The 12474-nt window shown below is 66.3% G+C and carries 9 protein-coding genes; 1 reads left to right on the top strand and 8 read right to left on the bottom strand.

Annotated features, from left to right (window positions below):
- Positions 1-20: 20 nt before the first annotated feature.
- The gene (locus ACTG4X_RS25280; RefSeq protein WP_093179728.1) at positions 21-1571 is read right to left on the bottom strand and encodes an amidase; all 1551 of its coding nucleotides are present in this window, start codon (positions 1569-1571) and stop codon (positions 21-23) included.
- Entirely contained in the window at positions 1571-2563 is a 993-nt protein-coding gene (locus ACTG4X_RS25275) for a Bug family tripartite tricarboxylate transporter substrate binding protein (RefSeq protein WP_093179730.1), read from the bottom strand. Before ACTG4X_RS25275 ends, ACTG4X_RS25280 begins: the two co-directional genes overlap by 1 nt.
- A gap of 162 nt (positions 2564-2725) precedes the next feature.
- Here ACTG4X_RS25275 and ACTG4X_RS25270 point away from each other — a divergent pair, with 162 nt between their 5' ends.
- Positions 2726-3640 carry a LysR family transcriptional regulator gene (locus ACTG4X_RS25270; protein ID WP_093058829.1) on the top strand — a complete coding sequence of 305 codons (915 nt, stop codon included), beginning with the start codon at positions 2726-2728 and terminating at the stop codon, positions 3638-3640.
- A gap of 45 nt (positions 3641-3685) precedes the next feature.
- Here the strand turns inward: ACTG4X_RS25270 and ACTG4X_RS25265 are convergent, their stop codons facing one another.
- The 6 genes from ACTG4X_RS25265 to ACTG4X_RS25240 form a co-directional block, all read right to left on the bottom strand.
- Positions 3686-6142, bottom strand: a complete 2457-nt coding sequence (locus tag ACTG4X_RS25265) for a GcvT family protein (RefSeq protein ID WP_440532206.1) — start codon at positions 6140-6142, stop codon at positions 3686-3688.
- Between the two features lie 33 nt (positions 6143-6175).
- On the bottom strand, positions 6176-7042 hold the full coding sequence (gene purU / locus ACTG4X_RS25260) for a formyltetrahydrofolate deformylase (RefSeq protein ID WP_426389701.1): 867 nt from the start codon (positions 7040-7042) through the stop codon (positions 6176-6178).
- Between the two features lie 10 nt (positions 7043-7052).
- Entirely contained in the window at positions 7053-8183 is a 1131-nt protein-coding gene (locus ACTG4X_RS25255; protein WP_093058827.1) for a 2-aminoethylphosphonate--pyruvate transaminase, read from the bottom strand.
- 56 nt (positions 8184-8239) lie between these two features.
- Complete coding sequence (locus tag ACTG4X_RS25250; RefSeq protein ID WP_440532205.1) at positions 8240-9964, bottom strand: putative 2-aminoethylphosphonate ABC transporter permease subunit; 1725 nt, start codon at positions 9962-9964, stop codon at positions 8240-8242.
- The gene (locus ACTG4X_RS25245; protein WP_093179733.1) at positions 9961-11097 is read right to left on the bottom strand and encodes a putative 2-aminoethylphosphonate ABC transporter ATP-binding protein; all 1137 of its coding nucleotides are present in this window, start codon (positions 11095-11097) and stop codon (positions 9961-9963) included. The genes ACTG4X_RS25250 and ACTG4X_RS25245 overlap by 4 nt, the downstream gene beginning before the upstream one ends.
- 180 nt (positions 11098-11277) lie before the next feature.
- Positions 11278-12318, bottom strand: a complete 1041-nt coding sequence (locus ACTG4X_RS25240) for a putative 2-aminoethylphosphonate ABC transporter substrate-binding protein (protein ID WP_093058824.1) — start codon at positions 12316-12318, stop codon at positions 11278-11280.
- Between the last annotated feature and the right edge of the window lie 156 nt (positions 12319-12474).

The following is a 12474-nucleotide window of genomic DNA, read 5'->3' as shown; positions in this document are numbered from 1 at the left end:
GCCTTGGCGACTCGGCTCCCTCAGACGGCAGACGCCGCGGCGGCCCTCGTACCGCGACGGTCGAAGACCGGCGGCGTCTTGACGATCGAGGTCAGCGCGGGTTCGGCCATGCGCAACGAGGCCAGGTCGGGCCGCGGGCGGCGCAGCTGCGCGTGGGCCGAGAAGGCTTCTTCCATCGCCCGCGCTGCGCCCAGCACCTGGTGGTCGGCGCGAAAGCCGCCCACCACCTGCAGCCCGAAGGGCATGCCCGCATGGTCGAGTCCGCAGGGCAGCGAAATGGCCGGGTGCGTGGTGAGCGTGACCACGTAGGTCAGCGCCAGCCAGCGGTAGTAGTTGGCCTGCTGCTCTCCGTTGATGTGGCCGGCATACAGCTGCGTCCACGGAAAGGGAGACACCGGCGTGGTGGGCGACAGCACCAGGTCGTAGTCGGCGAAGGTCGTCTGAAAGCGCTTGATGAGCCGCGTCTGCTCGGCCTGCGCCCAGGCGCTGTCGAGCAGGCTCATGCGAGCGCCCATCTCGTAGTTCGCGCGCGGGTTGGGTCCCAGGCTGGCGGGGTCGCGCTCGTAGGCCGCCTGCATGCCCGCCACGAAGGCCTCGGCACGCAGCACGTCGAAGCAGCGGTGCGCCTCGCCCATGTCGAACTCGACCTTGTCGCAGCGGCGGAACAGGTGCCGCATGGCTTCGATCTTCTGCCGGAAGGTGGCGCGGATGCCGTCGTCCACTGCGCAGGTGCCGAAGTCTTCGGTCCACGCCACACGCAGGCCGGCCAGGTCGACCTGCGCGGGCGCCAGAAAAGACATCGGGTCGAGCGGATAGCTCAGCGGGTCGCCCGCGTGCATGCCGGCGGATGCAGCCATCTGCAGGCAGGCGTCTTCCACCGTCCGGCCCATGGGGCCGACGACCGAAATAGGCGTCCAGCCCAATGGCTTGCGCACGCTGGGCACGATGCCCGGCGACGGCCGGAAGCCCACCACGCCGCACTTGGCCGCCGGAATGCGGAGCGACCCGCCGGTGTCGGAGCCGGTGCACACGGGCAGCATGTCGCAGGCCAGCGCAGCCGCCGAGCCGCCCGAGGAGCCGCCGGCATTCAGGTTCGGATTGAAGGGGTTGCCCGTGGCGCCCCACACGTCGTTGCGCGAGTTGGCGCCCGCGCCCATCTCGGGCACGTTGGTCTTGCCCGCCACGATGGCGCCCGCGCGGCGCAGGCGGGCGACCAGCTCGATGTCTTCCGTGGGCACGTGGTCGCGGTAGATCGCCGAGCCCCAGGTCGTGAGCAGGCCTTCGGTGGGCTCCAGGTCTTTCACGCCCAGCGGAAGGCCGTGCAGCAGGCCGAGCGAGTCGCCGCGCATCACGGCGCTTTCGGCCACCATGGCTTCGTTGCGCGCTCGCTCGAAACAGGTTGCGGTCACCGCGTTGACGAAGGGGTTCACGCGCTCGATGCGCGAGATGCATGCTTCAAGGAGCTCGACGGGCGAGATGGCCTTGCTGCCGATGAGGCGGCGCAGTTCGACGGCGGATTTTTCGACGAGCTCAGTGCTGGTGTCGCGGGAAGTGTTGTTCGTCGGGTTCATCAGTCGGCTGTGATGTTTGCGCGAGCCGCAACGGCACGCATCAAGGGCAGTTCGCGGTTGATCAGCTCACTCGACGCGGTACTGCTGCTGAACGCCGGCTCCAGCCCCTGGCCCAGCAGCTTGGTACGCGTTTCGGGGTCGGCGATGGTCGCGGCCAGCGCCTTCTCAAGCTTGGCCTTCACGTCGGCGGGCACGCCCTTCGGGACGGCGATCATCAGCCACGAGTCCATGTCGACGCTGGCATAACCGCTCTCGGCGAAGGTGGGCACGTCGGGCAGCAGGGCGGAGCGCTTCGCAGTCGTCAGCGCAATGGCCTTGATCTTTCCGCTCTTGAGTTGCGGGATCGCCGCGCTCACCGTGTCGATGCTGAACGGAATCTGGCCTCCCATCAGGTCGGTCATTGCGGGCGCGCTGCCCTTGTAGGGGATGTGCGTCATCTTCAGGCCAGTGGCATGCAGCATGGTTTCGCCGGCGAACTGCGCGGTGGTGCCGGTGCCGAAGGAGCCGTACGAATACTTGCCCGGCGAAGCCTTCACGTAATCGACGAACTGCTTCACCGTCTGCACAGGCACCTCGCTGTTCGCCAGCAGGATCAGCGCGACGCGACCCGCGATGCCGATGGGGTCGAAGCTCTTCACCGGGTCGTAGGGCAGGGTGGCGCGGATCGCGGGGTTGACGGTGAACGTCGAGCCCGAGCTGATCAGCAGCGTGTAGCCGTCGGGCGCGGCCTTCGAAACATAGCTTGCGCCGACCACCGTGCCGGCGCCCGCGCGGTTCTCGATGATGACGGGCTGGCCGAGCTCCTTGCCCAGACGTTGCGCGATCACGCGCCCGTTGACGTCCGTCGCCCCACCCGGCGGGAACGGAATGACCAGCGTGATCGGGCGCGAGGGAAAGTCCGCCGCCGCGGCGGCGGGCGCGGTCAGCGGCAGGGCGCCAAGTGCGAGGCCACATACCAGTGCCATGCGCGCCATGAGCGGGAGACGGTTCATCGGGAACTCCTGGATTTCGACGGGGATTTCGATGGGGATCGGGGGAGGGCGGGTTCATCCTAGGAGCGTCATGCCGGTGTCACAAGCGCAATGTTTAGAATTCTGCGTTGCCGAATCGGCAATCCACGCAATTCGTTTCGGGCCACGCCACAGGAGAAATTCATGCAGCTTCGTGCCTTGCAGGAGACCGCGGTGCGCTACTTTCTCGAGGTCGTGAAAACCGGCTCCGTGAAGGAGGCAGCGCTCAAGCTCAACGTGGCGCCCTCGGCGGTGAGCCGGCAGGTGGCGCGGCTGGAGCGCGAACTCGACACCCTGCTGTTCGAGCGCCATGCGCGCGGCATGGTGCCCAATGCCGCGGGCGAGCTGCTGGCGGCACACGCCAAGCGGGCGCAACAAGACATCGAGCGGGTCACGAACGACATCGCCGGCCTGCGCGGCCTGCGCAGCGGCCATGTGCGCGTGGCGAGCACCGAGGGCTTTGCCTTTGACTTCATTCCCAGGCTGATCGCGGACTTCCGCCGCAAGCACGAGGGCATCCGCTTTCACCTGGAGGTCTGCTCGCCCACCGATATTTCGAGCCAGGTGCGCGACGGCGAGGCCGACGTAGGAATCACCCTGAGCGCTGCGCCCGAGCCCGGCATCGAGATCCAGCTGCGGTACCCCAGCCCCATCCTCGCCGTGATGGCCAGGGACCACCCATTGGCGCAGCAACGGCAGCTGTCGCTGCGCCAGGTGGTCGCGTATCCGCTGGGGCTGCCGCAGGAAGACAGCTCCATACGCCGCCTGCTCGACGCAAGCTGCGCCCGGCAGGGGCTGCGCTATTCACAGGCCATGTCCAGCAACCACGCGAATGCGCTGCTGAGCTTTGCAGCGGCCGGCGGCGGCAGCATCGCCTTCTACGGCCCGCTGTCGATACGCACGCTGCTGCAGAGCAAGGCGCTGGTCGCCCTCCCCGTGAAAGACCGCGAAATGAACGAGCGGCACCTGGAGATAGAGACCATGGCGGGCCGCTCGCTGCCCGATGCCGCGAAAGCCTTCGTGCGGCATCTGGTGGAGGCCGTCAAGGCCAGCGGATAGGCCCTGGGGTTGCGCCGCCTTCAGCGGGCGTCAGGCTGGTTTCAGCTATCCGCGCCGTTCGAGCGCAGCCTTGATGAGCGAAGGGTAAGGCGGCCGCGATTGCGGCGTGGCTGCAAAGCGCTGGCCGGCGATGTCGATTTCGTACTCGCCGTGCATTGCCTCTTCCCTCGTCAGTGGCTCGGCGCTGCGTACGTAGCCCATCACCACCATCCGCTCCAGTACCGCGCTGTAAGCCGTGGAGGTCAGCTCGCCGACGGCCTTGCCGTTGCGCAGGATCGGTTCGCCACCCCATGCGAAGGCCTGCGGGTCGTCCAGCGTGAACATCATCAGCCGCTTGGAGAGCCGTTCGGGTGTGATCTTCGCGAGCGCGGCCTGTCCGATGAAGGCAACCGGCTTGTCCAGCTGGACCGCGAATTCCAGGCCCGCCTCGAACGGGTTTTCGTCCGGACCAAGTTCGAGGCCGAAGGCCCGGCGCCCGGCCTCGATGCGCAAGGCGTCGATCGTGTAGTAGCCGCCGTCGCGAAGGCCCAGGTCGGCGCCCGCGTCGAACAGCGTGTCGTACACATGCACCGCCATCTCAGTCGGGATGTACAGCTCCCATCCCGGACCGCCGACGTACGAGACCTTGGCCGCGAGTGCGCGCGCGTAGCCGACATCGATCTCGATCACTGCCGATTGCGGAAACGCCTCCTTGCCCAGGTCCTGCGGCGTGACCCGGGACAGCAGCTGCTGCGCCTTCGGGCCGGTCACCGTGAGGGTGCAGTAGCTGGAGGTCACGTCCGTCACCGTCACATGCTCGTGCGCATGCAGGTGGCGCCTGATGTGGCCGATGTCGCGGCAGGGCTGAGCGGAGCCGGTGATGATCAGGAAGCAGTCTGCCGCCAGCCGCATCACCGTGAGGTCGCTCTCGAAGCCGCCGCGTTCGTTGAGCAGCGCGGTGTAGACCATGCTTGCAGGCCGGATCGCCACATCGTTGGCGCACAGGCGCTGCAGCAGCAGCTCGGCGTCGCGGCCCTGCACCATGAGCTTGCCGAACGAGGTCTGGTCGAAGACAACCACGTCTCGCCGCACCGCCATCTGCTCTTCGATGCAGGCATCCAGCCAGTCGGGGCGGCCGAAGCCGTAGCGGGCATGCGCCTCTTGCCCCGGCAATGCGAACCAACTCGCGCGCTCCCATCCCAGCTTGCTGCCGAAGGCGGCGCCCTTGGCCTTGAGCCGGTCGTACAGCGGCGAGCGGCGCAGCGGTCGTCCGGACTCCAGCTCGTGGCGCGGCCAGCGCATTGCGTAGTGCAGCCCGAGCGCTTCCACCGTGCGGTCCTTCAGCCAGCGCTTGTTGCTGTTGAAGGGCGCGAAGCGGCGGATGTCCACGTCGAGCAGATCGGCCGGCGCGGCGCCGCCGACGATCCATTCGGCGATCAGCTTGCCCGCGCCGCCCGCGTTGGCGATGCCGGCCGAGTTGAAGCCGGCGGCCACGAAATAGCCGCGCACTTCGGGCGCTTCGCCGAGGATGAAGTTGCCGTCCGGCGTGAAGCTCTCGGGGCCGTTCAGGAACAGCTTGATCTCGGTGGTCTCCAGCGCCGGCGTGCGGTGCACCGCTTCGTCGAGCAGGATCTGGAACTGGTCCATGTCGTCCGGCAGCAGCTGGAACTCGAACTTCGGCGGGATGCCGTCCATGCCCCAGGGCTTGGCCACCGGCTCGAAGCCGCCCATCACCAGGCCGCCGACTTCTTCCTTGTAGTAGATGTAGCCGTCGGGGTCGCGCAGCACCGGCAGGTCCCGGTGGACGCCTTCGATCTCCTTGGTGACCAGGTAGAAGTGCTCGGCCGAATGCAGCGGAATGTTGACGCCCGACATCTTGCCCAGCTCGCGCGCCCATTGGCCGGCGCAGTTGAGAAAGCTCTCGCAGCGCACCGTGCCCTGGCTGGTCTCGACGCCGACGATGCGGCCGTTCTCGATGATCGTGCCGGTGATCTGCACGCCCTCGAAAATTTTCGCGCCGCGGTTGCGCGCGCCCTTGGCCAGCGATTGCGTGAGGTCGGTCGGGTTCGCCTTGCCGTCGCCGGGCAGCCAGACTGCGCCCACGAGATCGTCGATGCGCATCAGCGGCCACAACTCCAGCGCTTCGGCCGGCGTGATGAACTCGGCCTCGATGCCGAAGCTGCGGGCTGTGGCGATGGTCCGTCGCAGAAGAGTCATGCGCTCGGGCGTTCGGGCGACCGTGATGCTGCCGCACTGCTTCCAGCCGGTGGCCAGGCCCGTCTCGGCTTCGAGCGAGGCATACAGGTCGATGCCGTAGCGGCTCATCTTCGTCATGCTGCGGTTCGCGCGCAGCTGGCCGACCAGCCCGGCGGCATGCCAGGTCGTGCCGCAGGTGAGCTGGCCTTGTTCGAGCACGATCACGTCGGTGCAGCCGAGCTGGGTGAGGTGGTAGGCCGCGCTGCAGCCGGCAATGCCGCCGCCCGCAATGACGACCTGCGCATGGGAGGGAAGTGGCGTCGCCATGATGTGTCGGAGGACTCGTTGATTGGGGGAGGGTTACTTGAAGACCACCGTCTTGTTGCGATGGACCAGGATCCGGTCTTCCAGGTGGAGGCGCACGCTGCGCGACAGCACGCTCTTTTCGATGTCCTTGCCGAGCCGCACCATCTCCTCGATCGAGTTGCCGTGGTCGATGTCGATCACGCCCTGTTCGATGATCGGGCCGGCGTCGAGCTCGGCCGTCACGTAGTGGCTGGTTGCGCCGGTCATCTTCACGCCGCGCTCGAAGGCCTGGTGGTAGGGCTTGCCGCCGACGAAGGCCGGCAGGAAGCTGTGGTGGATATTGATGATGCGGTTGCGCAGGCGCTGGGTCATGTCGTCCGACAGCACCTGCATGTAGCGCGCGAGCACCATGAAGTCGCCGCTGAACTCGCGGAACAGCCGCTCCACTTCGGCGTAGGCCTGCGTCTTGGTGTCGGGCGTCACCGGCACGTGGAAGAACGGGATGCCGTGCCACTCGACGAAGGATCGCAGGTCGTTGTGATTGGAGATCACGCACGGAATTTCGCAGTGCAAGTCCTTGTTGCGCCAGCGGTGCAGCAGGTCGTTCAGGCAGTGGTCGAGCTTGCTCACCAGCACCAGCATGCGTTTCTTCACCGAGCTGTCGGAAACGCTCCACTCCATGTCGAACTGCTTCGCGACCGGCGCGAAGCGTTCGCGCAGTTCGTCCAGGTAGAAGGGCAGCGTGTCGGCCTGGATCTCCACCCGCATGTAGAAGCGGTTGTGCAGCGCGTCACCGTGCTGTGCGGCCTGAGTGATCAGGCCGCCGTGGCTTGCGATGAAACTGCCTACGCCCGCCACGATGCCCGTGCGGTCCGGGCAGGTGAGGGTGAGGATGTAGCGGCGTGGTGTTTCGTCGCCCATTGCCATGCCTTCAGGCGGCAACGGGTGCGGTGACGCGCCTGATGCCCATGGCCTTGAGCGTCTCGCCGATGGCGGCCACGGCGCCCGGAATGCCCGCCTCGCCGAAGTGGCCCATGCAGCCGACGCGGAAGGTCTCCACCTGCGTGAGCTTGCCGGGGTAGAGGATGTAGCCGCGCTTCTTCACCTCCTGGTAGAAGGTCTTGAAGTCGTAGTTGGCATCGTCGGGCGCGTGGAAGGTGACGATGATCGGCGCCTGGATGGCGGACTCCAGGAAGCTGCGGATGCCCAGCGAAGCCAGGCCTTCGATCAGCGCCTTGCAGTTGCGCGCATAGCGCCCGCCACGCGCCGCAAGGCCGCCTTCCTCGATGTACTGCGCGATGGCGGTGTCGAGCGCGGCGACCACGTGCGTAGGCGGCGTGAAGCGCCACTGCGTGGTCTTCTCCATGTACACCCACTGGTCGTACAGGTCCATGCTCAGCGAGTGGCAGTTGCCTTCGCACTTCTCGAGCGTGCTGCGCTTGATGACGACGAAACCCATGCCCGGCACGCCTTCGAGGCATTTGCCCGAAGCGGCGACGACCGCATCGAAGGGCGTCTTGCGCGCATCGATCTCCAGCGCGCCGAAGGAGCTCATGGCGTCGATGATCAGCCCGCGGCCGTGCCTGGCGACAACCACCGCGATCTCGTGCAGGGGGTTGAGCACGCCGGCGCCGGTTTCGCAGTGCACCACCGCGACGTGGGTGATGCCTGGGTCGGCCGCGAGCGCCCGGTCAACGTCGGCCGGCGAGACCTGCTTTTCTTCCGTGTAGTCGATGGTGGTCAGCTTGCGGCCGAGCACCTTGCAGATCTTGGCGAGCCGCTGGCAGTACGCGCCATTGCTCGGCACCAGCACGTGGCCGTCGCGCGGCACGACGGTGCCGATGGCAGCTTCCACCGAGAAGGTTCCGCTGCCCTGCAGCGGCACGCATTCGTGCGTGCCGGTGCCGTGCACGATCTCCAGCACATGCTTGCGGATGCGCGCGGTGATCTGGTTGAAGTCGGCGTCCCACGATCCCCAGTCGCGCAGCATCGCCTGCCGCGTGCGGTCCGAAGTGGTCAGGGGGCCGGGCGTGAGAAGAATGGGGTAGGGGGCTTGACTCATGATGTCTCCAGGCAGGGAAAGAAATGAGAGGAAGGGGAAGACAGAGGGGCCGCCGCTCAACCGCGGCTCAGGTTGCGCCAGGCCTGCGTGCGCGACAGCAGCACGCGCGTCAGCAGCGAGTAGGCGATGCACACGATGGTCGAGGTGACGACGATCAGGCTGGCCAGCGCCGCGGCCGGGCCGATGTCGCCGGCGTCGTCAAGATGCATGATCGCGACCGAGGCCAGGATGGTCTCCGGCGTGTAGAGAAAGATGGCGCACGACAGGCTGGCCATCGACACCACGAAGAAGTAGCGCCCGATGTCCAGGATCGCCGGCAGGCACACCGGCACCGTCACGCGCAGGAAGGTCTTGAAGAACGGCACCTTGAGCGAGGCCGACACGGCTTCGAACTCGTTGTCGATCTGCTTGAGCGCCGTCACGGCCGTGAGATGGCTCGAGGTGTAGTAGTGCACCACCATCGAGATGATCAGGATCGCCATCGTCTGGTAGAGAAAGTTCAGCGGGTTGGCCGGATGGTTGAAGAACATCACGTAGCCCAGCCCGAGCACAAGGCCCGGCACCGCCATCGACAGCACCGCCATCAGATGCATGCCCTTGCGCATCAGGCCGAGGTTGCGCGTCTTCTCGATCAGGTAGGCGCCCACGAAGACGATCAGCGAGCCGGCCACGGCGGTGGCCATGGCAACGATCAGGCTGTTGCCGTAGGCCGCGGCCATGTCGCTTTCGACCAGCACGAAGTGGTAGTGCTTGAGCGTGAGCGAAAGGTCGTAGGGCCACAGCGAGATCAGCGAGGTGTAGATCGCCATGCCGATGGTGGCCAGCAGCAGCCCGCACACGACCGCGCAGAACAGCACCAGCAGTGGATCGGCGAGCTTGCGGCGCTTGGGGCTGTAGGGCACCGAGCGCGCCGTGAGCTGCGCCTTCAGCTTGCGCCGCACCACGTAGTCGATCACGAAGGAAATGATCGAGGGAAGCAACAGCAGCATGCCCACCACCGCGCCGATGGAGAAGTTGTGCTGCCCGACTACCTGCTTGAACACATCGACCGACAGCACGTTGAAGTTGCCGCCGATCACCTTGGGCGCGCCGAAGTCGCTCACCACGTAGGTGAAGACAACGGTCGCCGCGCTGATGAGGCCGTACTTGCACGAGGGCAGCGTGATGGTCATGAACTGGCGCGACGGCCGCGTGCGCAGCGCGGTGGCCGCCTCGTACAGCCGGCCGTCGGCGAGCGACAGCGCGGTGACCAGGATCATCAGCGCATGCGGAAAGGTGTTGTAGACCTCGGCCAGGATGATGCCGGGCGCGCCGTAGATCGACGCGCCGCCCAGCAGGAACTTGAGAGCCCCCTGGTTGCCGAACCACTGCACGAAGGAAATGGCCGAGAGCAGCGAGGGCGCCAGCAGCGGAATCAACGCAATGAGGCGGAACACCGCCTTCAGCGGCGCCGGCATGCAACTGCGCGTGAGCGCGTAGGCAAAGACGAAGGCGGTGGGCACCGAGATCATCACCACGGCCGCCGAGACCCACACCGAGTTCCACGCCGCGCGCAGCAGGCTCGGCGTCTGGAAGTAGGTGATGAAGTGGGCGAGGCCGACGAAGCGGCCGTCCTTGTCCTGCACCGCATGGGCCAGGATGGTCGCCAGTGGTGCGATCAGGAACACGAAGAGCATCGCCATCACCACGAACAGGATGACCCGGGCAATGGTCTCGTCGCGGCTCCAGCGCATGGCCGGTCGCGCGGCGAACGAAGGGCGAGGGTGTGCCAGCGTGTTCATGGCTTCGGGCTGCGTGCGGAGAAGGCGCGGATGCGGTTGGCTCGCAGCGCGATGTCGATGGTGTTGCCTTCGCGGATGTCGAGGTCGTGCAGCTGGTTGAGCGAGAAGTGCAGGCCGAGCGTTTGTCCGTGCAGCGCATCGGCCGTCACTTCGGCGATGCACAGGCCGCCGAGGAATTCGACCTTGGTGACCAGCGCCTGCAGGCGGTTGGCCGTGTCGTCGCCCAGGTGCTCGACCGCACGGTCTTCGGGGCGCAGGTAGAGGTTGACGGCTTCGCCGGGCTCGAAGGCGCCGTCGCAGGCATCGCACTGCAGTTCCATGTCGCCCACCTTGAAGCGATGGTTGCCCAGCGCCACCGCGCGCAGCACGTTGACCTTGCCGACGAAATCGGCCACGAAGGGCGTGGCCGGCTGTTCGTAGACTTCCATCGGCGTGCCGACCTGCTCGATCACGCCGTGGTTCATGACCACGATGCGGTCGGCCATCGACAGCGCCTCTTCCTGGTCATGCGTGACCATGATGGTCGTGATGCCGACCTGCTTCTGCAGCCGGCGGATTTCGCCGCGCAGGCGGATGCGCTCCAGCGCATCGAGCGCCGACAGCGGCTCATCGAGCAGCAGCAGGCCGGGACGCGTGGCGAGCGCGCGGGCCAGTGCCACGCGTTGCTGCTGGCCGCCCGAAAGCTGGCTCGGGTATTTGTTGCCCGAGGTCGGCAGGCCGACGAGCTTCAGCAGCTCTTCGACTCGCACCTTGATCTCACCCCGTTTGGCGCGGCTGTTGACCAGCCCGTAGCCGATGTTCTCGGCAATCGACAGGTTGGGAAAGAGCGCATACGACTGGAACACGATGCCGTAGTCGCGCCGGTCCGGCGGCAGCCACGAGACGTCCTTGCCGTTCTGCAGGATCTGCCCGGCGGTCTGCGTTTCCAGCCCCGCGATGATGCGCAGCAGCGTGGTCTTGCCGCAGCCCGAGGGGCCCAGAAAGCACAGCATCTCGCCCGGGTTCACGCGCAGGTGCACGTCGCGCAGCGCACTGAAGGATTCGAAGTCCTTGCGAACGCCGACGATCTCGAGCGCTGCAGGAGCGCTAGCAGGCACCGGGCTGGCAATGAACTTGGTGTCGGTCATATCCATTTTTCGCACTCGTCGTTGGCGCACGCCACAGAAATGGGCGTCGCGGGTTGGGATAAGAGCTGCAGGCCTGTCGAGCCGATTCGTGGGACACCGCGGAACCGGCTTTGCCGGGCCGCAGGTGTCGCCCCCGGTAGGGGGTTGGCGAAGCGACACGAAGTGCGCGCAGCCTGGGGGCGAGCCTTATTTCGGTTCAGCCTTGCCTTCGTAGCGCTTGCTCCATTCCGCCAGGATGCGCTCGCGGTTCTTCGCTGCCCAGTTGATGTCGTTCTTGGCGAGCAGCTTTTCGTAGTTGTCCGGAATGCCTTCGAGCTTCGAGGCCACGCCGGGGTAGGCCACCACCGCCCACCATGTGGAGGTGATCTGGTTGGCCTCCTTGCTGGCCATCCAGTCGGCGAAGCGCTTGGCCTGTTCCGTCTTCTTGCTCGTCTTCATGATGCTGGTGGCCTCGATGTCCCAGCCCAGGCCTTCCTTCGGAAAGATCAGGTCGACCGGCGCGCCCGACTTCTTGACCTGATGCGCGCGGAACTCGAACGAGATGCCGATGGGGAACTCACCCGCGCCGGCCTGCTTGCAGGGCTTGGAGCCCGAGTGCACGTACTGGGCGATGTTCTGGTGCAGCGCGTCCATGTACTTCCAGCCTTCGGCGTCGCCCATGTTCTGCAGCCATGACGACACGTCGAGATAACCGGTGCCGCTGGAGGCCGGGTGCGGCATCGAGATGGTGCCCTTGTAGACGGGCTTGGCCAGGTCCTTCCAGCTCTCGGGCTTGGGCAGGCCGAGCTTCTGGGCCTCGACGCGGTTGAAGCAGATGGTTGCGGCCCAGACGTCCATGCCGACCCAGGCCGGCGGGCGGGCGCTGTCGGAGTAGGCGGGGTTCAGGTCCTTGAAGCCCTTGGGCTCGTAGGGCAGGAGCATGCCTTCCTGCTGCAGCAGCGCGAGGCTGCTGGCGGCCAGGCCGGCCACCACGTCGGCCTGCGGGTTGGCTTTTTCGGCCAGCAGCTTGGCGGTGACGATGCCGGTGGAGTCGCGCACCCACTTCACTTCGATGTCGGGGTTGGCTTTTTCGAAGGCGTCCTTGTAGAGCTTCATGGCGTCGGTCTCGAGCGCCGTGTAGACCAGGAGCGGAGTCTTCTGCGCCCAGGCGGCGCCGCCGGCCATGAGGCCTAGCGCCGCAACGCACAGGGCCGCCGTGAGACGGCGCGTGCTTTGTTTCATCGTCATCTGTTTCTCCTGAAGTGGCTTGCTGTCACAGGGGGTTGGTGAGTGGCGGGCTCCGGCGCGTGGCGTTCCAAGGTCCGGTGAACGCAATGTAGATTGCTGATTGAAGACTGTCAATAAAAAATTGTTGACAGTTTTCAATCTTCGGGGAAAATATGC

Source organism: Variovorax sp. YR566 (genome assembly GCF_051992195.1).
Lineage (GTDB): Bacteria > Pseudomonadota > Gammaproteobacteria > Burkholderiales > Burkholderiaceae_C > Variovorax.
Note: the sequence above shows the minus strand (reverse complement) of the source record. Positions and strands in the feature narration are given on the sequence as shown.

Excerpts from the sequence above, each read along its gene's own strand:
- ACTG4X_RS25280 (WP_093179728.1), bottom strand. The coding sequence starts at position 1,571 with ATGAACCCGACGAACAACACTTCCCGCGACACCAGCACTGAGCTCGTC.
- ACTG4X_RS25255 (WP_093058827.1), bottom strand. The coding sequence starts at position 8,183 with ATGAGTCAAGCCCCCTACCCCATTCTTCTCACGCCCGGCCCCCTGACC.
- purU (WP_426389701.1), bottom strand. The coding sequence starts at position 7,042 with ATGGGCGACGAAACACCACGCCGCTACATCCTCACCCTCACCTGCCCG.
- ACTG4X_RS25270 (WP_093058829.1), top strand. The coding sequence starts at position 2,726 with ATGCAGCTTCGTGCCTTGCAGGAGACCGCGGTGCGCTACTTTCTCGAG.
- ACTG4X_RS25265 (WP_440532206.1), bottom strand. The coding sequence starts at position 6,142 with ATGGCGACGCCACTTCCCTCCCATGCGCAGGTCGTCATTGCGGGCGGC.
- ACTG4X_RS25240 (WP_093058824.1), bottom strand. The coding sequence starts at position 12,318 with ATGACGATGAAACAAAGCACGCGCCGTCTCACGGCGGCCCTGTGCGTT.
- ACTG4X_RS25245 (WP_093179733.1), bottom strand. The coding sequence starts at position 11,097 with ATGGATATGACCGACACCAAGTTCATTGCCAGCCCGGTGCCTGCTAGC.
- ACTG4X_RS25250 (WP_440532205.1), bottom strand. The coding sequence starts at position 9,964 with ATGAACACGCTGGCACACCCTCGCCCTTCGTTCGCCGCGCGACCGGCC.
- ACTG4X_RS25275 (WP_093179730.1), bottom strand. The coding sequence starts at position 2,563 with ATGAACCGTCTCCCGCTCATGGCGCGCATGGCACTGGTATGTGGCCTC.